Origin of the sequence: Novosphingobium sp. BL-52-GroH (assembly GCF_044813085.1) — a bacterium.
Lineage (GTDB): Bacteria > Pseudomonadota > Alphaproteobacteria > Sphingomonadales > Sphingomonadaceae > Novosphingobium.
In genome coordinates this window covers 375,305-396,050 of sequence record NZ_CP171149.1, presented here as the reverse complement: position 1 = coordinate 396,050, position 20,746 = coordinate 375,305, and the positions used below count along the sequence as shown (strand labels likewise).

The window sequence follows — 20,746 nt, the reverse complement described above, 5'->3', positions numbered from 1 at the left end:
AACTGCAAAGTGGGCCCTGACCACGTTCTGGGTGACGGTTGGGGGAGGTGGGCATTGTCTCCCACCGCTCCCCGTCCGATCAGAAGTCGGCCGTCGCGGTGAAGACCATCGTGCGCGGGGCGCCGATCCAGGCATAGTTGCCCGAAATGCCGCCCAGGTAGTCCTCGTCGGTCAGGTTGGTGACGTTGAGCGAGAACTCCAGCGCCTTGAAACGCTCGCTCAGCGCCTCGCCCCGCACGGCGACGGTGAGGTCGGTCAAGAAGTAGTTCTTCGACACCCACGAGTTGTCGGCGTCGACGAAGCGGTTGCCGGTGTACTTCCCGGTGACGCCCAGCTTGACCGGACCGTAGGTGTATGTGCCCGAGAGCACCCACATGTCCTTGGGGATGCCGGCGACGCGGTTCCCGGCAGTCACGCCCTGCTCGGCGTCGAGTTCGGTATTGCCGGTGCCGCGATAGGTGGCATCGATGTAGGTATAGGCACCGTAGAGGCTGAGGCCCTCGACCGGCCGCACGTTGGCGAGCAGTTCGAAGCCTTCGGAGTCGATGCCGCCGGCGTTGAAGAAGCGGCCGTCGCCTTCGCTGAGATAGTCCGGGCCGGCCGAGGTCGAGGACGGCACGAAGATCACCTGGTTGGAGAACTTGCTCTTGAACCACGTTGCCGAGGCGTTGAAGATCGGCGTGGTGTAGCGCACGCCCGCTTCCCAGTTCTCGGCGGTCTCCGGCTTGATGTCGGCGATGGCGTCGGCGCTGTATTCGAGCAGGGTGTCGCTCAGCGCCTTGAAGTTTTCAGAATAGCCGCCGAACACGTCGAGGCCGTCGAGCGGCTCGACCTTGACGCCGCCCGACCACAGGACCTTCGACTTCGACTTGGTCTTGAGGTTGTCGGTCTCGCCGAACAGGTCCTCGCGGTCGATATGGTTGATGAACTGCTTGCCGCCGATGTTGGCGGTGACGGGGCCGACCTGAAGCTGCTCCTCGACGTACCACTTGAAGGTGGTCTGCGGATACTTGCGGTCGTACTGCGTCCAGTAGGGCTCGGCATCGTAGGCCGGGCCGACGGCGGTGTCGGTGACGTGGTGCCAGTCGCGCCATTCGCGGCGGTTGGTGTCCTCGTACCACAGGCCGCCGCGCAAGGTGCTCTCGACCACGCCGAACTGCTGGTTCCATGCCGCGTCGAACGTGCCGCCGAGACGGTCCTTGCGGTAGTGGGTGTGGCGGTAGGACTGCTGCCAGGTGTAGCTGGCGGCCGTAGTGGGGTCGACCGCCTGGCCGGCGGCGTTGGTGGCGTAGTAGACCGGCGTGCCCGATCCCGCGGGCAGGGTGGCCCACCAGGCGGGCGTGCCCTTGACCGAACCGCCCGCAATCTCGCTCTGGGCGCCGGTGCCGTCCTGGATCACGTCGACGATGTAGGGCGGCGCCCAGTCACCGCGACCGGCCATGTCGTGGTAGTAGACCGAGGCCTTGAGATCGATCGCGTCGGCGATCGTGGTCTCGCCCTTGAGGTAGGCGAAGAAGTTCTTGCGCTTGGTGTTCCAGACCTGGCGATAGTTCTGGTCGGCCGCCGGCACCCCGGTCCACAAGCCGTTGAGGCCGTCCTGATGGGGATGGAGCGCGTACTGTGCGGGCGAGTACATCTGGTCGTAGTTGCTCTCGAACGCTTCGTCGTAGTCGACGTAGCCGGTGAGCTTGACGGGGGTTTCGACGATGAACTTGGCGGCGAAGTTATCGCGGCGGTTGTTCGCCGAGCCTTCCATCCAGTCGGTGGCTTCCTGGTGCGAGTACGAGAACCAGGCCTTGGCGACACCGCCGACGAGGCCGGTATCTACGCGGCCATAGTAGCGTTGTGCCTTGTAGTCACCGACCGAGCCTGACAGGCGCACGTTGAACTCGTCCTTCGGGTCGGAAGTGACGAAGTTGATCGTGCCGCCCAGTGCTTCGTTGGAGCGCGATGCGATGTCGGCGGTGCCCTGGAAGACCTCGACGGTCCCGATGTTCTGGGTATCGATGAAGCGGTTGGCCTTGGAGCCGCCGCCGTAGCCCGAGCCGCCGTTGGGCAGGCCGTCGATGGTGATGCCCACCTGCTGGGTGTCGAGGTTGGTCTGGTAGCCGCGGATCGAATAAGTGGTCGACCAGTCGTCGAAGCCGAAGGCGTCGCCCTCGTTCACCTGCACACCGGGCAGGGTGGCGATCAGATCGAGCACGGAGACGACCGGCGACTTGTCGTCGATCAGCGTCTCGTCGAGCGCGGCATTGTTGTAGGTCGTGCGCTGGCCGGTGACGACGATGGTCTCGGCTTCGGCATCCGCTTCTGCCGCCTCGTCGGCGAAGGCGGGCGTGGCGACGGCGATCGCGGCGAGACTGGCGCCGAGAATGCTGAGATGACGGATCGAATTGATGCGCATGGCTGGATGCCCCTGGCTCGTTCTTGTGCGACGCAGCATCTGGGCGTCTTTCTTGACGCGCTGCAGTCAGTTCGGGGACAATTGAAGGACGGTATGGCGACCATGGCCCGACGGTTACGCGACGAAACCGCTCTCGGAAGCGTCGTCACACTGTCACCGCGGTGGGCCATGGGCGCGCCATGCCAGCCCCCAAGCGCCTCCTTGCCTCGATCCACGACGTTGGCCCCGGTTCGGAGCGGGAAGTCGAAATGCTCGCCGCGACGATCGAGCGGCTGCTGGGCGGGCCGCATTTCGCGATGCTGGTGGTGCCCGACCACTGGGGGCGCCAGCCCTTGCGCGAGGCGCCTGCGTTCCAGGCCAGGCTGCGCGCGTGGTCGGATGCCGGGGTCGAGATGTTCGTCCACGGCTGGTTCCACCGCGACGATGCCGAGCACCGCTGCCTCGCCCGCCTCAAGGCCCGCCACATGACCGCGTCGGAAGGCGAGTTCCTCGGCCTCGGGGAAGCCGAGGCGCTGCGTCGCATGGAGGCGGGCAGGGCACTGGTGGAGGACGTGACCGGGCGCGGGGCGGCAGGCTTCATCGCTCCTGCGTGGCTCTACGGCCCCGGCGCGCGCGCGGCGTTGCGCCGGTCCGGCCTGGCGCTCGCGGAAGACCACTGGCAGGTCTGGAGCGCGGCCTGCGACACGGTGCTGGCGCGCGGGCCGGTCATCACCTGGGCCAGCCGCAGCGCCGCACGCGCAGCCTCGTCGATCGCCTTCGCGGGTATAGCGCGCGCGGTCCTGCCGGTGCTGCCGACGGTGCGGATCGCGGTCCATCCCGCCGATGTTACCAGTCCCGAACTGCTCGCCAGCATCGAGGCCACGCTGGCGCATTTCGCGCGCAGCCATCGCCCCTCGCGTTACGGACACCTGCTCCCCTGACGGCGGCGCACCGTGGCCATTACGGTTCGGAGGCGCTGGCGTGTCGGTGCCGCGACGGTCGGGAGCGCCGTCACAAACCCGAAATCATCCATCCATAGAGCGCCGCCGGTAACGGACACATTCCCGCCCGGCTCCTTGCGACCGGCGGATCGAGACGACTGGCGGTGTCGGACGAACATGAGCGGACCCTTGCGCATTGCCATACCCATCCACAGCCTCGAGCCGGGCGGCGTCGAGCGCGTGGCGCTGGGCCTCGCCGGTTGTTGGCATAATGCCGGCCACGAGGTGACGGTGGTGCTCGGGCGATCCGGCGGCTCGGGCCTGTGTAGCGCGCCGCCGCTCGATTACTGGAGCATCCCGACCCGGCTCTCGACCGCGTCCTGGGAAACGCCCTGGATGGTCCACAGCCTCTACAGCTTTCTCGTCGAGCGCCGCATCGACGTGCTGTTCTGCCCAGGGAACACGTACGCGGTGGTGGCTGCGGCGATGAAGCTGCTGCTGGGCAGCCATGCCCCGCCGATGGTGCTCAAGGTCAGCAATGCGCTGCATCGCCCCGACATGCCGCCGGCGCTCCGGCGCGGCTATGCCACCTGGCTGCGCGCACAAGGGACGGTGTTCGATTCGCTGGTCGCCCTGTCCGAACCGATGCGCCGCGAGATCCGCGAATGCATGCTGGCCGAGGCGCGGCAGGTGCGGGTGATCGCCAATCCGATCCTCACCCGCCAGCGGCTGCGCCGGCTCGCGCGGGTCGAGCGGCGGCCGCCATCGGCTTGGGGCATGGGCTATCTCGCGGCGGGACGGCTGGTGCCGCAGAAGAACTACCCGCTCCTGCTGCGCGCCTTCGCGGCTGCCGCGCGCGCCGAGGATACCCTGACGATCGCCGGCGAGGGTCCAGAACGGGCCCGGTTGGAAGCGCTCGCACAAGCCCTGGGCATCGCCGGCCGGGTGCGGTTCGCCGGCCACGTCGCCAGCATCGACCCGCTGCTGGAAACGGCCGACGCCATGGTCCTGAGTTCCGACTACGAAGGCCTGCCCGGCGTCGTGGTCGAGGCGCTCGCGGCGGGCATGCCCGTGCTTGCCACCGACTGCTGCGTAAGCATGGCCAGCCTCGTAGACCACGAACGCACCGGCCTCGTCGTCCCGACTGGCAGCGTCGAGGCCTTCGCCGACGGGCTGGCCCGCCTGCGCCATTTTCGCGGCCATCCCGATCGCGCCCGCGCGGTCGCCTCGGTCTACGAGGTCGAGGGGGCGGCCGGGCGCTACGTCGACTTGCTGCAGGAAGTCGCCCGGCAGCGCGACCAGGATCGCCGGCATGGCCTGGCGCTCAGCACGCTCGCGCCCTGCCGGTCGCTACGCCGTTCGCTTTAACTGGAGATGTCCTTGACCCGATCCGTTGCCGCAAGCGGCCTCGAGCGGCTGCCGATCCGTCTGACGCCCCAGGACCGGCCGTCGAACCGGGGGCGCAACGCGGTGTTCTCGATCCTCCTGTCGCTTGCGGTGATCGCCGCCATCGTGCACGAGACCAACAGTATCGAGCTGCGCCGCCTGCCGGCGATGATCCCGTCTTCGCCCGCGTTCTGGCCGGTGTTCGTCGCCTCGTACTTCATCACCCCGGCCAGCGAGTGGCTGATCTTCCGCCGCCTCTGGGGCATCCCGGCGACCGGCTTCATCGCGCTGGTCCGCAAGAAGGTCTACAACGAGCTGCTGCTCGGCTACCTAGGCGAGGCTTACTTCTACACCTGGGCCCGCCGTCGCGTGGCCCTCGTCGCAGCGCCGTTCGGGGCGGTCAAGGACGTCGCCATCCTCTCGGCGATGATGGGCAACGCGGTGACCGTCGCGCTGGTGGCGGCGGTGCTGCCGCTGCTGGGGACGACGGCGCTGGGCATCGACGCGCGGATGCTGATGCTGTCGCTCGCGGTGATCCTGGCGATTTCGATCGCCGCCATGGCGCTGCGCCGCCGCGTCTTCAGCCTGTCGCGGCCCGAGCTGTGGATGATCGGGCGCATGCACCTGGCGCGCATCGTGCTCTCGACGCTGCTGTCGGCGGTGCTGTGGCATCTCGTGCTGCCAGACGTCGCGCTGTCGTGGTGGCTATACCTGGCGACGCTGCGCCTGCTGGTCTCGCGGCTGCCGCTGGTGCCCAACAAGGACCTGCTCTTCGCCGGGATCACGGTCGTCGTTCTCGGGCAGGAGCGCGACATCGGCACGCTGATGGCGCTGATGGCGGGCCTGATCCTGGCCACCCACCTGGTGTTGGGGGCGATGGTCGCCCTGAACGATCTGGCCACCAACCTGGAGCGACGCCCGTGATCGCACTCGGTATCGCGCTGCCGATCGCGGCCGCGACGACCCTTGCCTCGACCCCCGACCTCGGCAAGGCGGAAGCGCGCTGCCGCCCGGGAGAAGGCGGACCCGCCTTCACCGTCGACGTGCAGGGCCTCAAAGACAGGACCGGCAACCTCAAGCTCGAAGTCTACCCGGCCGACGACCCGGATTTCCTCGCCGACGACAACGTGCTGGTTTCCCAGGGCAAGACCTTCCGCCGCATCGAGATGCCGGTGCCGCCGGGCGGCCCGGTGCGCCTGTGCGTGCGGCTCCCAGGGCCAGGTACTTACGCGGTGAGCCTGCTCCACGACCGCGACAGGGACCGCAAGTTCAACTGGAAGGTCGACGGTATCGGCTTCGCCGGCAATCCCCGGCTGGGCTGGAGCAAGCCGCGCGCGGCCCGCGCGAGTGCGGTGGCGGGCGCCTCGCCGACGATGTTGGAAATCGTGCTCAACTACCGCAAGGGCCTCGGCGTGGCCCCGCTGGCATCGAAGTGAGGGCATCATGAGGATCGTCGACGTCTGCGCCTTCTATTCCCCGCGCGGTGGCGGCGTGCGCACATACGTCGAGCAGAAGCTGCGGATCGGTCCGCAACTGGGCCACGAGATCGTCATCCTCGCCCCCGGCGACGAGGACGGGGTGGTCGAGCGCGGGCCGAATGCCCGTATCGTCACGCTCAGGAGCCCCCGCTTCCCGCTCGACCGCAAGTACGGCTACTTCGCCTCGGCCGCGCAACTCCACGATGCCCTCGACGAACTGGCGCCCGACTTCGTGGAGGCGACCTCGCCCTGGCGCAGCGCAGGCCTCGTCGCAGACTGGGCGGGGGCGGCGCCGCGCAGCCTGGTGATGCACGCCGATCCGCTCTCCGCCTTCGCCTATCGCTGGTTCGGGCAGGTCTTCTCGCGCCGGACGATCGACTGGCAGTTCTCGGTATACTGGGAGCATCTGCGCCGCCACGGCCGCCGCTTCGACCACGTCGTGTGCGCCAACCGCGACCTCTCGCGACGGCTGGCGGAAGGCGGGGTCCCGCGCACGGTCACGATCCCGATGGGGGTCGAGCCCGGCCGCTTCTCGCCCGACAACCGCGATTCCGCCCTGCGGGCCCGCCTGCTGACAGCTTGCGACCTGCCAGAAAGCGCCGGCCTGCTGCTCGCGGTGGGACGCCTCGCCCCCGAGAAGCGCTGGCCGATGGTGATCGATGCGGTCAACGCCGCCGCCCGCGACCGGCCGCTCGGCCTGGTGATGTTCGGAGAGGGGCGCGAACGCCGTGCGATCCTCAAGCACATCGCCGGCAACCCGCACGTCCGCCTGTTCGAGCCCGAGCGCGATCGGGAGACGTTCGCGCGGCTCCTTGCCAGCGCCGACGCTCTCGTCCACGGCTGCGAGGCAGAGACCTACTGCATGGCCGCCGCAGAAGCGCGGGCGAGCGGGACACCGGTGATCGTCCCCGACGGCGGCGGCGCTGCCGACCACGCGGGCGACGGTGCGGGATCGACGTATGCCGCCTGCGATCCCGCCGCCGCCGCGCGGGCGATCCTGGCGGTGCTGGCTGCAGGCTCGTCCGCTCGCAAGGAAGCAGGGAAGGAGGCGCGGGTCGTCACCGCGCCGCGCACCATCGACGAGCATTTTGCCGCGCTTTTCGCACTCTACGAAGGCGCGCTTGCGGCCGAGCGCACGGCGGCCTGACGACGAAGCGTGATATTCTGGCGCCAAAGGGTTGCCCCTGGCGCGCGCGGTCCCCTAAGCTTGCTCCATCACCAACAACGTGGAGCGAAGTTTTGGAAACAGTCTCGATCGTGCTTTTCCTCCTGCTGGCCGTCGTCGTCAGCGGAGCCGTTGCCAGGATGCTGCCGTTCTCGATACCCACGCCGCTGGTCCAGATCGTGCTGGGCGCCATCATCGGGTTGTCGACATCGCACCGGGTTGAGCTAGATCCCGAACTGTTCCTCTTCCTCTTCCTGCCACCGCTGCTGTTCCTCGACGGCTGGCGCATTCCCAAGGACGAACTGCTCAAGGACGCCTCGACGGTGGTGGAACTGGCCCTCGGGCTGGTGCTCATCACCGTCGTCGGCATGGGCTTCTTCATCCACTGGATGATCCCGGCGATGCCCCTTGCGGTCGCGTTCGCGCTGGCCGCGGTGGTGTCGCCGACGGACCCGATCGCGGTTTCGGCGATCGCCGCGCGCGTGCCGATCCCCAAGCGCATGATGCACATCCTCGAAGGAGAATCGCTGCTCAACGACGCCTCGGGCCTGGTGTGCCTGCGCTTCGCGGTTGCCGCTGCATTGACGGGGACGTTCTCGGCCGGCGAGGCGGCGCTGAACTTCGCCTGGGTGGCGCTGGGCGGGCTGGCGATCGGTGTCGCGGTGACCATCGCCGCCACGCGCGCCAAAGCCTGGGTCACCAAGCGCTGGGGCGAGGATACCGGCTCGCAGATCCTCGTCAGTCTGCTGATCCCCTTCGGCTCCTACCTGCTGGCAGAGCATCTCCACGCCTCGGGCATCCTTGCGGCAGTGAGTGCCGGGGTCACCATGACGTTCGCGGAAATCTCCCGCCAGGCCATGGCGGTGACCCGGATGCGCCGCAATTCGGTGTGGGACATGATCCAGTTCACGCTCAACGGCATCATCTTCGTGCTGCTGGGCGAACAACTGCCGAGCATTCTTTCGGGCGCCCGGCAGACGGTCGCGCTCACCGGGCACAGCGCACCTTGGTGGCTGGCGGTCTACGTCCTGGCGATCGTGGCCGGCCTTGCGGCACTGCGCTTCCTGTGGGTCTGGGCCTCGCTCAAGTTCACCATCCTGCGCAAGACGGCGAAGGGCGTTGGCGTTCAGAGCCCCGACTGGCGGCTGATCGCGGCCACCTCGGTGGCCGGCGTGCGCGGCGCGATCACGCTGGCCGGCGTACTGACGCTGCCGCTGGCGCTGCACGACGGCACCCCGTTCCCCGCCCGCGACCTTGCGATCTTCCTTGCCGCGGGCGTGATCGTGGTTTCGCTGGTGCTGGCCAGCATAGGCCTGCCGGTCCTGCTCAAAGGCCTGACGATGCCGCCCGAGCCGGCCAAGCAGGCGGAGGAGGACTCGGCGCGTGTCACCACCGCGCAAGCCGCGATCCAGGCGATCGAACGTCACCAGCACGCTCTCGCCGAGGACAAGGTGGAAGCCGACATCTATGCCGACGCGGGCGGGCAGGTGATGAACCTCTATCGCGAGCGGGTCGAGGGGCTGAGCGGGCGGCAATCCGATGAATCGCGCGCCAGCGACCGATTGATCCGCGAATTCCGGCTGGTCGGCGTGCGGGCGGAGCGCGCTGCCGTGGCCAAGCTCCTGCGGGCCCGCCGCATCAGCAGCGAAACCGCGCGCAAGCTCACCCGCGAACTCGACTTGTCCGAAGCGCGCTACATCGGCTGAGAGGTGCGGCGCGCGGTTAGCGCGTGCCGACTTCCCCCTTCGTCATTGCGACCCTTTGAGGGGCGCAGGGCAGGCGGCCGGATCGAACCTCAGTAGTCCTCGGTGTCGATCGTGGCCTGCACGAGCGCCGGATAGCGGTGACCGCTGACGGTCTGCTGGTTGATGAGCGCATCCGCGGCCTCGAGGATCGCGGCATCGATCACCAGGCCGGCGGCTGCGTGGTTCTGGTCGAAGTGGGGGATCGTGCGGGTGCCTGGAATGGCGTGGACGTGGTCGGCACGCGACAGTACCCAGGCCAGCGCGAGCTGCGCGGGCGTCGCCTGGGCTTGCGCGGCAAGGGCATTGAAGCCGTCGATCAATTGCAGGTTGTGAGCCCAGTTCTCGCCCTGGAAGCGCGGCATTCCGCGGCGTAGGTCCTTGTCCGTCAGGGTCGCGACATCGCTCAGCTCGCCACCGAGCGCCCCGCGCGCGACGGGGGAAAAGGCGACGAGGGGGATGCCGAGGTCACGGGTGGTCTCCAGCACGCCCAGCTCGACGTTGCGGGTCCACAGCGAATATTCGGTCTGCACCGCCGCCATGGGATGCACCGCATGGGCTTCGCGGATATGTGCGGAGGACCACTCGGACACGCCGTAGGAGCCGATCTTGCCCGCCTCGATGGCGCGGACCATGGCGCCTACCGAGTCTGCGATCGGCACCTTGGGGTCGAAGCGGTGCATGTAGAACAGGTCGACGTGGTCGGTACCCAGGCGCTGGAGGCTGCCGTCGAGCGATGCGGTGATGCTCTCGGGCGAGCAGTCGATGCCCCGGCGTTCGCCGTCGATGAGAATGCCGGTCTTGGTGGCGAGCAGGAACTCGCCGCGCCGATCCATGATCGCCTCGGCCAGGATCTGCTCGCTCGCGCCGCCGCCATAAATGTTGGCGGTGTCGAAGTGGTCGCAGCCGGCGTCGAGCGCGTGGCGGAACAGCGCGACCGCATCCTCGCGGGTGGGCGGATTTCCATAGGCCCAGGCGACGTTCATGCAGCCGAGGCCTACGGAATGGACCTGCCGGCCCGCGAGAATGCGTGTTGTCATCAGCTCCAGCCGTCCTGTTGTTCGAGACTGGCGGCGAGTTCGCCGATCACGCGGTAGCAGTCAAGGACCTTGCCGATGGACGAGTTGGGCTCGCGCCCCTCGCGGATCGCGGCGACGAATTCGCGGTCCTGCAACTCGATGCCGTTGTTCGAGATGGCGACGCCGGCGAGGTCGATCGGCTCTTCCTTGCCGTTCACCAGGTCGTCGTAGCGCGCAATGTAGGTGCCGGTATCGCCGATGTAGCGGAAGAAGGTGCCGAGCGGGCCGTCGTTGTTGAACGAGAGCGACAGAGTGCAAATCGCGCCGGTCTCGGCCTTGAGCTGGATCGACATATCCATGGCGATGCCCAGTTCCGGGTGCTTGGGCCCCTGGATCACGTTGGCGGTGACGATCTTGCCGGTCTGGTAGGCGAATAGGTCGATCGTGTGCGCGGCGTGGTGCCACAGCAGATGGTCGGTCCACGAACGCGGCTGGCCCTTGGCGTTCATGTTCTTGCGGCGGAAGAAGTAGGTTTGCACGTCCATCTGCTGGATCGCGAACTCGCCCGCGACGATCCTGTTGTGCACGTACTGGTGCGAGGGATTGAAGCGGCGGGTATGGCCGACCATGCAGACGAGGCCGGTCTCCCTGGCCTTGGCGACGACGCGCTCGGCGTCTTCCCACGAATCCGAAAGCGGAATCTCGACCTGGACGTGCTTGCCCGCGTCCATGCAGGCGATCGCCTGGTCGGCGTGCATCTGGGTGGGCGTGCACAGGATCACCGCGTCTACGTCGGGCAGTGCCAGCGCTTCGGCAAGATCGGTGCCGGAGTGCGGCGCGCCGTACTTGGCGGCGACCTCGGCGGCCTGCTCGGCCGAGCGGCTGATGACCGAGGCGATCTCGACGCCGTCGACGTTCTTGAGTCCGTCGAGGTGCTTTTCACCGAAAGCACCCGCGCCCACTAGGGCAATACGCATGGGTTTCTCCTTGAAGTTCTTGGACAATATCTGAGGCGTCGCTCAGCGATCGATCAGCGCCTGGGCGGCGGCGCTGTTGCCTTCCAGTGTGGGACTGGGCGGCACGCTGCCGTCGACCGGCTCGAGCACGATGTGGCCGACCGCGGTGTTGCTGGCGGGCACGTGATAGAAGCGGTACAGTTCGCGCGTCGATCTGCCGAGCGCGCCGCGCATGATGAGCCACATGACCATCTCGATGCCTTCCGAGCCGGTCTCGCGCAGGTATTCGATGTGGGGTACGTGGCGCAGTTCCTGCGTTTCACCCGAAAGCCTGTCGAGGAAGCGGTTGTCCCACTCGCGGTTGATGAGGCCGGCACGCGGGCCCTGGAGCTGGTGGCTCATGCCGCCGGTGCCCCATATCTGCACGTCGAGATCCTCGCCGAAGCTGGCCACCGCGCGTGCGATCGCCTCGCCCAGCGCCCAGCAGCGGTTTCCGGACGGCGGCGGGTAGGTGACGACATTGACCGCCAGCGGGATCACCTTGACCGGCCACTTGTCGGGCTTGCCGAACATCATCGAGAGCGGCACGGTGAGACCGTGATCCACGTCCATCTCGTTGATGATGGTCATGTCGAACTCGTCGAGGACAAGGCTCTGGGCGATGTGCCAGGCGAGGTCCGGATGGCCTTCGACCTCGGGCACGGCGCGCGGGCCCCAGCCTTCGTCTGCCGGCTTGTAGCTTTCGCCGCAGCCGATCGCGAAGGTCGGGATGATCTTCATGTCGAACGCCGAGGCATGGTCGTTGTAGACCAGGATCACGACGTCGGGCAGGTTCTCGGCTTCCCACTTGCGGGTGGGGGCGAAGCCGTCCTCGATCGGTTTCCAGTAGGGCTCGTCCCACTTGTCGAAGTCGGAAGCGACGCCCAGTGCCGGAATGTGGCTGCAGGCGATGCCGTGCGTGATGCGGGCCATCTTAGCGAGACTCCTTAGTGGCCGATCCGCCTTCGGCGTCACGGTTGGCCTTGACCGATCGCACGCCTTCGGGCGAACGGCCGCCGGCGATCATCATCGCCTGGTAATCTTCGACCGACATGCCGGTCATCGTCGAAACCGCCTGGAGGAAGCTCAGGCCATCGGTGGAGAAGACCTTGGCGAGGAAGTATATGTTTCCCCCCAGGTCCAGCAGGCGGTTGTAGTCGCGCGCGATCACGGCCAGCTTCTGGTCCTCGGTCATCGGCCATTCGTCGAGATAGGCTCGCTCGTTCGCCTTCCAGCGTTCGCGGTTCTCGGCCTTCATCAGGCTCATCGCGAACTGGTTGAGGTGATAGCCCTGCCGCGCCCGCTTCGCCGTGTAGACGCGTGTGCCCGGGATGTCGTCGAATTCGCCAAGGTATTCGTGGATGTCGCGAGGTCCGCTCACAGCCCGCGCTCCTTCAGTCTGGCATCGAGGCGCGGGAAAACCTTGCGCGTGTTGCCCTCGAAGATCGCGTGGCGTTCCTCGTCCGAGATGTCGAGTGCATCGACGTAGCGCTTGGTGTCGTCGAAGTAGTGGCCGGTCGTGGGGTCGATGCCCCGCACCGCGCCGACCATCTCCGAGCCGAACAGGATGTTCTTGTTGGCGATCACGTCGGCCAGGAGGTTCACGCCCGGCTGGTGGTAGACGCAGGTGTCGAAGAACACGTTGTTCATGATGTAGTCGTCGAGGCTGGGCTTCTTGAGCATGTCGGCCAAGCCCCGATAGCGCCCCCAGTGATAAGGCACCGCGCCGCCGCCGTGGGGGATGATGAAGCGCAGCTTGGGGAATTTGGCGAAGAGGTCGCCCTGCATCAACTGCATGAAGGCCACTGTGTCTGCCGCGATGTAGAAGCCGCCGGTGGCGTGCATCGCCGGGTTGCACGAACCCGAGACGTGGATCATCGCCGGCACGTCCAGCTCGCTCATCGCCTCGTAGATCGGGAACCAGTATTCGTCGGTCAGCGGCGGGTGCTCGAAGTGGCCGCCGCCCGGATCGGGGTTGAGATTGCAGCCGATGAAGCCCAGTTCCTCGACGCAGCGGCGCAGTTCCCTGACGGAAGCCGTGAGGTCCGCCTTGGGCGATTGCGGCAGCATGCATACGCCCACGAAGGTCTCGGGGAACAGCTTGACCACGCGGGCGATCAGGTTGTTGCAGTGGAATGCCCACTCTTCCGAGATCGACTGGTCGCCGACGTGGTGCGCCATCGCCGAGGCGCGCGGGGAAAAGATCGTGAGGTCCGCGCCGCGTTCCTTGATCAGCTTGAGCTGGTTCTGCTCGATCGTCTCGCGGATCTCGTCGTCCGAGATTTCGGGATAGGGCGGGATCGGCTCGCCGGCCTTGTGGGCGGCGATCTGCGCCTCGCGCCAGGCGTCGTGCGCCTTGGGCAGGACGGTGTAGTGGCCGTGGCAATCGATGACGAGGCTCATGGCTCAGGTCTCTCCGGTCGATGGTGTGTTGAATGTGGTGACGGCATCGAGTTTCGCTGCAAATCCTTCAGGCGGCGGCCTGAGGCCGAGTTCGCCCAGCGCCTGCTGCCGCGCGACGGTGGCGTCGGTCATCAGCGGCGTGATATCGAGGTCTCGCAGCATCTGAGACGCCTCGGCCATTTCGGCGGCGCGGCGGCGGCCGTGGACCAGCATGCGGTCGAGGTTGTAGTCGGCCCGCTCGGCCCAGGGGATCGCCTTCTCGCTGGCGTCGAGCGAGGCGAGCACGTCGTCTGCCACGCCTTCGGCATGGGCGGCGAGCATCATTTCGGCGGTCAGCGCCTCGAGCCCCTTGACCATGACCGAGCGCACCAGCTTTATCGCCGAAGCCCTGCCGATCGCTTCGCCGACGATCGTGGTATGGGTGAAGCCGGCGGTGGCCAGCAGCGCCTGCGCCTCGGCCGCGTGGGGCCCGGAGATGTTGAGCGGCACCGCCATGACCTTGGGGTTGACCGGGGCCATCACCGCCACGTCGACATAGCGCCGGCCGGCGGCGGCAAAGGCCTGCGCGGCGGCGCGCTTGGTGCCCGGCGCCACCGAGTTGAGATCGCAAAACAGGGTATCCGCACCGATCAGCCCGGCGCACTGGCGCGCTACCGCCAGCGCCTGGTCGGCGGTGACCAGCGAGAGCACCAGCGATGCGCCCGAAACGGCATCGGCGGCATCGGCGCTCGCAGTCACGCCAAGCTGCGCCATGGCCTCGCGCCGGGCGGGTGCCACGTCGAACGCCGAGGCGCGTTGGCCCCAGGCGGCGCCGCGCGCGAACGTCGACCCGGCCTCTCCGAAACCGATCAGGGCAATGGAACCTCTCATCCTGTCTGACTGCCGAAGCGGGGCAGGGGAGGCAAATCGGAACTGCCTGCAGGCTATAAGCTGTGCCTTATCGTGCTGTCGTGCCGGAGCGGGATGGCCGGGGCAGCCGAGCCCGGAAAAGCGACGGTTCGGGTGACAGGAGCAACCAACAAATGATGCGGTATCCCGCTTTCCCACCTGTGCTCCCTGCGGTCGTCACCCTGAACTTGTTTCAGGGTCCATCGTGCCGCAGACGTCGTGCATGGGACCGCAAACCGGCCGGGCCGATGGTGACTCGACCTCCCGGATTAAACCGAGGGACGGACGCTGAAACAAGTTCAGGGTGACGAGGGTGGGGAGCACAGGTGGGCGAGGAGGCGGCATGGGCCAGCCCCTCATCCGTCCCCGACGTCGCGCGCCGCCGCTTCGAGGTCGGCGAAGAACTCCGCCTGTACTTCCGTCGGGCGCAGTGAGGCGCGGGTGGTCATGCCGATGGTGCGGGCGAATTCGGGGGGCAGGCGTGCCAGTTCGCGCAGCCAGCCGGCCTCGATCTCCACCTGCACCTGGTCGGGCGAAAGCAGGGTGAGGAAGTCGCTGCCCATCATCACCTGGCGGATCATCATCACCGATCCGCATTCGACCGGCACTTGCGGCAGCGGCAGGTCGTGCGCGGCGAAGTAGCGGTCGAAACTGTCGCGCAGCGGCGTGCCGCGGGGGGGCAGGGTGAAGGGATAGCGCGCGACTTCTGCGGGTCCCGGCGTGGTTCCGGCAAGCGGATGGCCACGCCGGGCAAAGACGGCGGGCACGTCGTCGAGCAGGCGGTGCTGGACGAGGTCGGTCTCCACCAGCGGCTCGCGCAGCGCGCCCACCATCACGTCGAGCGCGCCGTTGCGCAGCGGCTCGACCAGTTCGGCGCGCGATCCCTCGACGATGGTAAGGCGCACTTGCGGGCGCCGCGCGAGGAAGCGGGCGACGGCGCCGGGCAGGATGCGCGCGCGTGACAGCGGCATCGCGCCGATGGCGATACGCCGCGTCTCGTAGCCGCGCAGCGCCTCGATTTCCGAAAGGCCCGCTTCCAGCTCGACTTGCGCCAGGCGAAATTCACGCGCGAGCTGGCTGCCGGCCTCGGTGGTGATGACGAACTTGCCCCGGCGGACCACCAGCGGGCGCCGCAGGGCGAGCGCGAGGTCGTTGACTGCCCGGTGGATCGAGGGCAGCGACAGGCCGGTCTCCTGGCTTGCGCCGGCATAGCTGCCGGTCTCGGCCAGCGCGAGCATGGCGCGCAGGCGAGACATCGTGACGTGGGAGCTGCGGACATGCGCGAGGGCGGCAGCGATGCGGGGGGCGATGATCTCGCCCGCGCGGGTCGGGATCATGCCGTCGTGGCGGCGTTCGAACAGCGGCAGTCCAAGCGATGCCTCGAGTCGCCCCAACGCCTGTGTTATCGCGGGCTGGCTGAGGTTCACCGCGATCGCTGCGGCGTTCACCGTACCCAGTTCGGCGATTTTTCCGACCGCGCGCAAATGCCGCAGGTTCAGGCTCCATATCTCCATCCGGCCACTCTTAGCCAAATCCTATCGCACTTGCCAAAGTTCTCTTTCCCCCTTCCGTCCGGCTCCGCCATCTGGAGGGAAAGACAAGGAGTGCATGGCATGAGTGGTATCGTCGTCCAGAACATCGAGCGCGCCGACCCGGCAGTGATCGACGGCCTCGCCCAGTGCGGCGTGGCGACCGTCCATGAAGCGCAGGGCCGCACCGGGCTGCTCGCCAGCTACATGCGGCCGATCTACACCGGCGCGCGCATCGCCGGCTCGGCCGTCACCATCAGCGCGGCGCCGGGCGACAACTGGATGGTGCACGTCGCCATCGAACAGCTCAAGGACGGCGACATCCTCCTGCTCGCCCCCACCAGCCCGTGCGAGGACGGCTACTTCGGCGACCTGCTTGCGACCAGCGCGCAGGCGCGCGGCTGCCGGGGCCTGGTGATCGACGCCGGCGTGCGCGACGTGCGCGACCTGACCGAGATGAACTTCCCCGTGTGGTCCAAGGCGATCTACGCGCAGGGCACCGTCAAGAACACGCTGGGCAGCGTCAACGTGCCGGTCGTGTGCGCCAACGCCGCGGTGCGGCCAGGCGACGTGATCGTCGCGGACGATGACGGCGTGTGCGTCGTGCCGCGCGAAAAGGCCGCCGAAGTGCTCGCCGCTGCGCAGGCCCGCGAGGCCAACGAGGGCGAGAAGCGCGCGAAGCTTGCCGCCGGCGTGCTCGGGCTCGACATGTACAAGATGCGTGAAAGGCTTGAGAAGGAAGGCCTTAAATATGTCTGACGCCCGCTGCATGTGGATGCGCGGCGGCACGTCCAAGGGCGGCTATTTCCTCAAGGACGACCTGCCCGCCGACACCGCCGCCCGCGATGCCTTTCTGCTCGGCGTCATGGGCTCGCCCGATCCGCGCCAGATCGACGGCATGGGCGGCGCCGACCCGCTGACCAGCAAGGTCGGCGTGGTCAGCAAGTCGAGCCGGGAGGGGATCGACGTCGACTATCTGTTCCTGCAGGTCTTCGTCGACAAGGCGGTGGTCACCGACGCGCAGAACTGCGGCAACATCCTCGCCGGCATCGGTCCCTTCGCGATCGAGCGTGGGCTGGTGGCGGCGACGGGCGAGGAAACCCGCGTCGCGATCTACATGGAGAACACCGGCCAGGTCGCCGTCGCCACCGTGCAGACGCCGGGTGGAGTGGTGACGTACAGGGGCGATGCCGCGATCGACGGCGTGCCCGGCACCCATGCGCCGATCCCGCTGGAATTCCGAGATACCGCGGGCTCGTCCTGCGGGGCGCTGCTGCCCAGCGGCAATGCCGTAGACGTCGTGAACGGGGTGCCGGTGACGCTCATCGACAACGGCATGCCCTGCGTGGTGATGAAGGCCGAGGACGTGGGCGCCACCGGCTACGAGGACCGCGACACGCTCGACGCCGATACCGAACTCAAGGCTCGGATCGAAGCGATCCGCCTTGCCGTCGGCGAGCGGATGAACCTGGGCGACGTGACCGACAAGTCGGTGCCCAAGATGATGCTCGTCGCCGCCCCCCGCAACGGCGGCGCGGTGACGGTGCGCAGCTTCATCCCGCACCGCGCCCATGCCACGATCGGCGTGCTCGGCGCGGTCTCGGTCGCCACAGCCTGCCTGATCGAGGGCTCGCCTGCGGCCGAGGTGGCGCAAATTCCGGACGGTTCGCGCAAGACCCTCTCGGTCGAGCACCCGACCGGCGAGATGAGCTGCGTGCTCGAAACCGACAAGAGCGGCGCGGTCGTCAGCGCCGCCCTGCTGCGCACCGCGCGCAAGCTGATGGATGGGATTGTCTATGTCTGATCGTATCGTTTCCTGGCACGACGCTCCGTCGAAGCCGCTCTACACCCCGCTCGCCGGTGCGGTGGACGCGCATTGCCACGTCTTCGGGCCGATGGCGCAGTTCCCGTTCAGCGCCAAGGCGAAGTATCTCCCCGGGGATGCCGGCCCGGACGCGCTGTTCGCTCTTCGCGACCACCTTGGATTCTCCCGCAACGTGATCGTCCAGGCGAGCTGCCACGGCACCGACAATGCCGCCACGCTCGACGCTATCGCGAAGTCGGACGGCAAGGCGCGGGGCGTCGCGGTGGTCGACCCGGCGATCTCCGAGGCCGAGCTGGCGACGCTGCATGCAGGCGGCATCCGCGGCATCCGTTTCAACTTCCTCAAGCGCCTCGTCGACGACGCGCCAAAGGACAAGTTCCTCGATGTCGCCTCGCGCCTGCCCGAAGGCTGGCATGTGGTGATCTACTTCGAGGCCGACATCCTCGAGGAACTGCGCCCGTTCATGGACGCAATCCCGGTGCCGCTGGTGATCGACCACATGGGCCGCCCCGACGTCACGCAAGGGCCGGACGGCCCCGACCTGAAGGCCTTCCGTGCGCTCCTCGACAGTCGCGACGACATCTGGTTCAAGGCGACCTGTCCGGACCGCCTCGATGCGGCCGGCGATCCCTGGGATGCCTTCGCCTTGGCGGTGGCGCCGCTCGTCGCCGACTACCGGAACCGGGTGATCTGGGGCACCGACTGGCCGCATCCCAACATGCAGGACGCGATCCCCGACGACGGCCACCTCGTCGACATGATCCCGCGCATCGCCCCGACCATCGAACTGCAGACCAAGCTGCTCGTGACCAACCCGATGCGCCTCTACTGGCCAGAGGAACTTTGAGAACCTGCTTCAAAAACTCCTGTTCCGGCCCACGCCTCCGCCCGATCTCCCACGAAAGTGTATCCTGATGGGACTTGGGATGGGCGCGCGGACGGACAGAGGAACCGAAAGTCGCCAAATGGTGCCTTTCGGAGCAGGCTCTGCGACGCGGACGCCCGATCCATAACACTATGGCATGGACAACGACGACAAACCCGCTTTAACCGGCGGCCCGCGAGGACGATATTGGGAGCCGTCACAGGTTCCCAAGAAGGTCCGCGCCCATGTCCAACGCCATCGCCACCGTCTCGCTTCGCGGCACGCTCGAGGAGAAGCTCAAGGCGGCCGCCGACGCCGGGTTCGACAGTGTCGAGATCTTCGAGAACGACCTGATCGGCTCGGCCCTGAGGCCCGCGCAAGTGCGAGCGATGATGGCCGACATGGGCCTGCACTGCTCGCTCTACCAGCCGTTCCGCGACTTCGAGGGCATGCCCGGGGCCTTGCGCGCCCGCGCCATGGACCGTGCCGAGCGCAAGTTCGACCTGATGGGCGAGCTGGGCACCGATCGCATCCTCGTCTGTTCCAATTGCTCGCCCGCATCGCTGGGCGAGCGCGCGCGCATCGTCGACGACTTCCGCGAACTGGGCGAGCGCGCTGCCGCCCACGGCATCCACATAGGCTACGAAGCGCTGGCGTGGGGTCGCCACGTCAACGACCATCGCGACGTCTGGTCGATCGTAGCCCAAGTCGACCATCCCGCGGTCGGCATCATCCTCGACAGTTTCCACTCGTTGTCGCGGCGCATCCCCAGCGAGAGCATCCGCGAGATCCCGGGCGACAAGATCGTCTACGTCCAGCTTGCCGACGCTCCGCTGCTCGACATGGACCTGCTTTACTGGAGCCGCCACTTCCGCAACCTGCCGGGGCAGGGTGGCTTCGACCTGCCCGGCTACGTCGCAGAGATCCTGCGCACCGGCTACGATGGCCCGCTGTCGCTGGAGATCTTCAACGACCGTTTCCGCTCGATCTCCTCGCGCCTGGTCGCGCAGGACGGGCATCGCTCGCTCGAATATGTGCGCGATGCGGCCCTGCGCCTGCTCGGCGAGCCGACCCGGATGCCGGCGCCGCAGGCCCCGCTGGGGGCCGAGTTCGTCGAGTTCACTGCCGCCGGTGACGACGTCGCGCGGCTTGGCGACACGTTCGGCACGCTGGGCTTCGCCCAGGTCGGCGCACACCGCACCAAGAAGGTGACTCGCTGGCGGCAGGGCAACGTGAACCTCGTGGTCAATGCCGAGGCCAAGGGCTTCGCGCGGTCCTACCGCATCGTCCACGGCACCTCGATCTGCGCGATCGGCGTGCGGGTGAAGGACGCGCAGGCGGTGATGGATCGCGCCGCCGCGCTCGGCATCCGCGCCTACAGTCCCGAGGGCCGCCCCGGCCGCATGGCAATGCCGGCGCTGCGCGGGGTCGGCGGCAGCCTCGTCTACCTCGTCGAGGACGACGGCGCCGAGGCGCTCTGGGCGCGCGAGTTCGAGGCGGTCCCGGTGGCGGACCTCGCCGACGACGCCCATGCCCGTAGCATCGACCACCTCGCGGCGGTCGTCCATAACGACGAGTTCCTGTCGTGGCAGCTCTACTGGCGGGCGCTTTTCGGGCTGGAGGGGCGCGACGCCAACGACGTGATCGACCCTTCTGGCCTCGTCCACAGCCAGGCGCTGCAATCGCCCGACGGCGGCTTCCGCCTCACGCTCAATGCCTCGGACGCGCGCGAGACGCTGTCGTCGAGGTTCCTGGCGCAAGGCATGGGCGGGGGATTCCAGCACGTCGCCCTCGCCAGCGACGACCTGTTCGCGACGGCTGCCGTCACCCGCGAACGCGGGGCGGCGATGCTGGAGATTGCCGGTAACTACTACGACGACCTCGCCGCTCGCTTCGGCTTCGACGGGGACGCGGCGGCGCGCATGGAAGAGGCCGGGATGCTCTACGACGAGGACGGGCAGGGCAACGCCTATCGCCAGCTCTACAGCCGGGCCTTCGACAAGCTGTTCTTCTTCGAGTTCGTCGAGCGCGGCGGTGCCTATGCCGGATATGGGGCGCCCAATGCCGGGGTCAGGCTGGCAGCGCAGAACAGGTTCCGCGAAGGGCCGGAGGGCGCGGAATAGCGGC

18 protein-coding genes are annotated in these 20,746 nt (G+C 67.7%); 10 read left to right on the top strand and 8 right to left on the bottom strand.

What is annotated here, in order from left to right; all coding sequences use genetic code 11:
• Positions 1-79 precede the first annotated feature (79 nt).
• Positions 80-2,404 carry a TonB-dependent receptor gene (locus ACFFDA_RS01745; protein ID WP_404477874.1) on the bottom strand — a complete coding sequence of 775 codons (2,325 nt, stop codon included), beginning with the start codon at positions 2,402-2,404 and terminating at the stop codon, positions 80-82.
• Between the two features lie 179 nt (positions 2,405-2,583).
• Between ACFFDA_RS01745 and ACFFDA_RS01740 the strand changes: the two genes are divergently transcribed.
• From ACFFDA_RS01740 to ACFFDA_RS01715, 6 genes are all read left to right on the top strand, one after another.
• Complete coding sequence (locus ACFFDA_RS01740) at positions 2,584-3,324, top strand: DUF2334 domain-containing protein (protein WP_404477873.1); 741 nt, start codon at positions 2,584-2,586, stop codon at positions 3,322-3,324.
• A 189-nt stretch (positions 3,325-3,513) separates the two neighbouring features.
• The gene (locus ACFFDA_RS01735) at positions 3,514-4,692 is read left to right on the top strand and encodes a glycosyltransferase (protein ID WP_404477872.1); all 1,179 of its coding nucleotides are present in this window, start codon (positions 3,514-3,516) and stop codon (positions 4,690-4,692) included.
• A 6-nt stretch (positions 4,693-4,698) separates the two neighbouring features.
• Positions 4,699-5,634: a hypothetical protein gene (locus ACFFDA_RS01730; protein ID WP_404477871.1), complete on the top strand. Its 936-nt coding sequence runs from the start codon at positions 4,699-4,701 to the stop codon at positions 5,632-5,634.
• Complete coding sequence (locus ACFFDA_RS01725) at positions 5,634-6,146, top strand: DUF2141 domain-containing protein (protein WP_404478282.1); 513 nt, start codon at positions 5,634-5,636, stop codon at positions 6,144-6,146. The genes ACFFDA_RS01730 and ACFFDA_RS01725 overlap by 1 nt, the downstream gene beginning before the upstream one ends.
• Positions 6,147-6,153: 7 nt before the next feature.
• Positions 6,154-7,335, top strand: coding sequence for a glycosyltransferase (locus ACFFDA_RS01720; RefSeq protein WP_404477870.1), 1,182 nt, complete (start codon positions 6,154-6,156; stop codon positions 7,333-7,335).
• 92 nt (positions 7,336-7,427) lie between these two features.
• Complete coding sequence (locus tag ACFFDA_RS01715; protein WP_404477869.1) at positions 7,428-9,059, top strand: Na+/H+ antiporter; 1,632 nt, start codon at positions 7,428-7,430, stop codon at positions 9,057-9,059.
• An 89-nt stretch (positions 9,060-9,148) separates the two neighbouring features.
• Here the strand turns inward: ACFFDA_RS01715 and ACFFDA_RS01710 are convergent, their stop codons facing one another.
• The 7 genes from ACFFDA_RS01710 to ACFFDA_RS01680 form a co-directional block, all read right to left on the bottom strand.
• Positions 9,149-10,135, bottom strand: a complete 987-nt coding sequence (locus tag ACFFDA_RS01710) for an aldo/keto reductase (RefSeq protein ID WP_404477868.1) — start codon at positions 10,133-10,135, stop codon at positions 9,149-9,151.
• A complete protein-coding gene (locus ACFFDA_RS01705) occupies positions 10,135-11,091 on the bottom strand; it encodes a Gfo/Idh/MocA family oxidoreductase (RefSeq protein WP_404477867.1) in 957 nt (318 codons plus the stop codon). The genes ACFFDA_RS01710 and ACFFDA_RS01705 overlap by 1 nt, the downstream gene beginning before the upstream one ends.
• A 42-nt stretch (positions 11,092-11,133) precedes the next feature.
• Positions 11,134-12,042: a class III extradiol dioxygenase subunit beta gene (locus tag ACFFDA_RS01700; RefSeq protein WP_404477866.1), complete on the bottom strand. Its 909-nt coding sequence runs from the start codon at positions 12,040-12,042 to the stop codon at positions 11,134-11,136.
• Between the two features lies 1 nt (position 12,043).
• Positions 12,044-12,490, bottom strand: coding sequence for a protocatechuate 4,5-dioxygenase subunit alpha (gene ligA / locus ACFFDA_RS01695; RefSeq protein ID WP_404477865.1), 447 nt, complete (start codon positions 12,488-12,490; stop codon positions 12,044-12,046).
• A complete protein-coding gene (locus ACFFDA_RS01690) occupies positions 12,487-13,512 on the bottom strand; it encodes an amidohydrolase family protein (protein WP_404477864.1) in 1,026 nt (341 codons plus the stop codon). The genes ligA and ACFFDA_RS01690 overlap by 4 nt, the downstream gene beginning before the upstream one ends.
• A gap of 3 nt (positions 13,513-13,515) precedes the next feature.
• Positions 13,516-14,382 (bottom strand): DUF1932 domain-containing protein, encoded by an 867-nt coding sequence (locus ACFFDA_RS01685; RefSeq protein ID WP_404477863.1) that lies wholly within the window; start codon positions 14,380-14,382, stop codon positions 13,516-13,518.
• A 374-nt stretch (positions 14,383-14,756) separates the two neighbouring features.
• Positions 14,757-15,914, bottom strand: coding sequence for a LysR family transcriptional regulator (locus ACFFDA_RS01680; protein WP_404477862.1), 1,158 nt, complete (start codon positions 15,912-15,914; stop codon positions 14,757-14,759).
• A 99-nt stretch (positions 15,915-16,013) separates the two neighbouring features.
• Between ACFFDA_RS01680 and ligK the strand changes: the two genes are divergently transcribed.
• The 4 genes from ligK to ACFFDA_RS01660 all read left to right on the top strand — a co-directional run bounded on the left by ligK (position 16,014) and on the right by ACFFDA_RS01660 (position 20,742).
• The gene (ligK, locus tag ACFFDA_RS01675; RefSeq protein ID WP_404477861.1) at positions 16,014-16,688 is read left to right on the top strand and encodes a 4-carboxy-4-hydroxy-2-oxoadipate aldolase/oxaloacetate decarboxylase; all 675 of its coding nucleotides are present in this window, start codon (positions 16,014-16,016) and stop codon (positions 16,686-16,688) included.
• Complete coding sequence (locus ACFFDA_RS01670) at positions 16,681-17,733, top strand: 4-oxalomesaconate tautomerase (protein ID WP_404477860.1); 1,053 nt, start codon at positions 16,681-16,683, stop codon at positions 17,731-17,733. The genes ligK and ACFFDA_RS01670 overlap by 8 nt, the downstream gene beginning before the upstream one ends.
• Positions 17,726-18,601 carry an amidohydrolase family protein gene (locus ACFFDA_RS01665; RefSeq protein WP_404477859.1) on the top strand — a complete coding sequence of 292 codons (876 nt, stop codon included), beginning with the start codon at positions 17,726-17,728 and terminating at the stop codon, positions 18,599-18,601. Before ACFFDA_RS01670 ends, ACFFDA_RS01665 begins: the two co-directional genes overlap by 8 nt.
• Positions 18,602-18,864: 263 nt before the next feature.
• On the top strand, positions 18,865-20,742 hold the full coding sequence (locus tag ACFFDA_RS01660) for a bifunctional sugar phosphate isomerase/epimerase/4-hydroxyphenylpyruvate dioxygenase family protein (protein WP_404477858.1): 1,878 nt from the start codon (positions 18,865-18,867) through the stop codon (positions 20,740-20,742).
• Positions 20,743-20,746 lie beyond the last annotated feature (4 nt).

Bases quoted from the DNA above. Each gene is read 5' to 3' on its own strand.
- ACFFDA_RS01690 (WP_404477864.1), bottom strand. From the start codon at position 13,512: ATGAGCCTCGTCATCGATTGCCACGGCCACTACACCGTCCTGCCCAAG.
- ACFFDA_RS01685 (WP_404477863.1), bottom strand. From the start codon at position 14,382: ATGAGAGGTTCCATTGCCCTGATCGGTTTCGGAGAGGCCGGGTCGACG.
- ACFFDA_RS01745 (WP_404477874.1), bottom strand. From the start codon at position 2,404: ATGCGCATCAATTCGATCCGTCATCTCAGCATTCTCGGCGCCAGTCTC.
- ACFFDA_RS01730 (WP_404477871.1), top strand. From the start codon at position 4,699: ATGTCCTTGACCCGATCCGTTGCCGCAAGCGGCCTCGAGCGGCTGCCG.
- ACFFDA_RS01720 (WP_404477870.1), top strand. From the start codon at position 6,154: ATGAGGATCGTCGACGTCTGCGCCTTCTATTCCCCGCGCGGTGGCGGC.
- ACFFDA_RS01700 (WP_404477866.1), bottom strand. From the start codon at position 12,042: ATGGCCCGCATCACGCACGGCATCGCCTGCAGCCACATTCCGGCACTG.
- ACFFDA_RS01670 (WP_404477860.1), top strand. From the start codon at position 16,681: ATGTCTGACGCCCGCTGCATGTGGATGCGCGGCGGCACGTCCAAGGGC.
- ACFFDA_RS01660 (WP_404477858.1), top strand. From the start codon at position 18,865: ATGTCCAACGCCATCGCCACCGTCTCGCTTCGCGGCACGCTCGAGGAG.
- ACFFDA_RS01740 (WP_404477873.1), top strand. From the start codon at position 2,584: ATGCCAGCCCCCAAGCGCCTCCTTGCCTCGATCCACGACGTTGGCCCC.
- ligK (WP_404477861.1), top strand. From the start codon at position 16,014: ATGAGTGGTATCGTCGTCCAGAACATCGAGCGCGCCGACCCGGCAGTG.
- ACFFDA_RS01680 (WP_404477862.1), bottom strand. From the start codon at position 15,914: ATGGAGATATGGAGCCTGAACCTGCGGCATTTGCGCGCGGTCGGAAAA.
- ACFFDA_RS01665 (WP_404477859.1), top strand. From the start codon at position 17,726: ATGTCTGATCGTATCGTTTCCTGGCACGACGCTCCGTCGAAGCCGCTC.
- ACFFDA_RS01710 (WP_404477868.1), bottom strand. From the start codon at position 10,135: ATGACAACACGCATTCTCGCGGGCCGGCAGGTCCATTCCGTAGGCCTC.
- ACFFDA_RS01705 (WP_404477867.1), bottom strand. From the start codon at position 11,091: ATGCGTATTGCCCTAGTGGGCGCGGGTGCTTTCGGTGAAAAGCACCTC.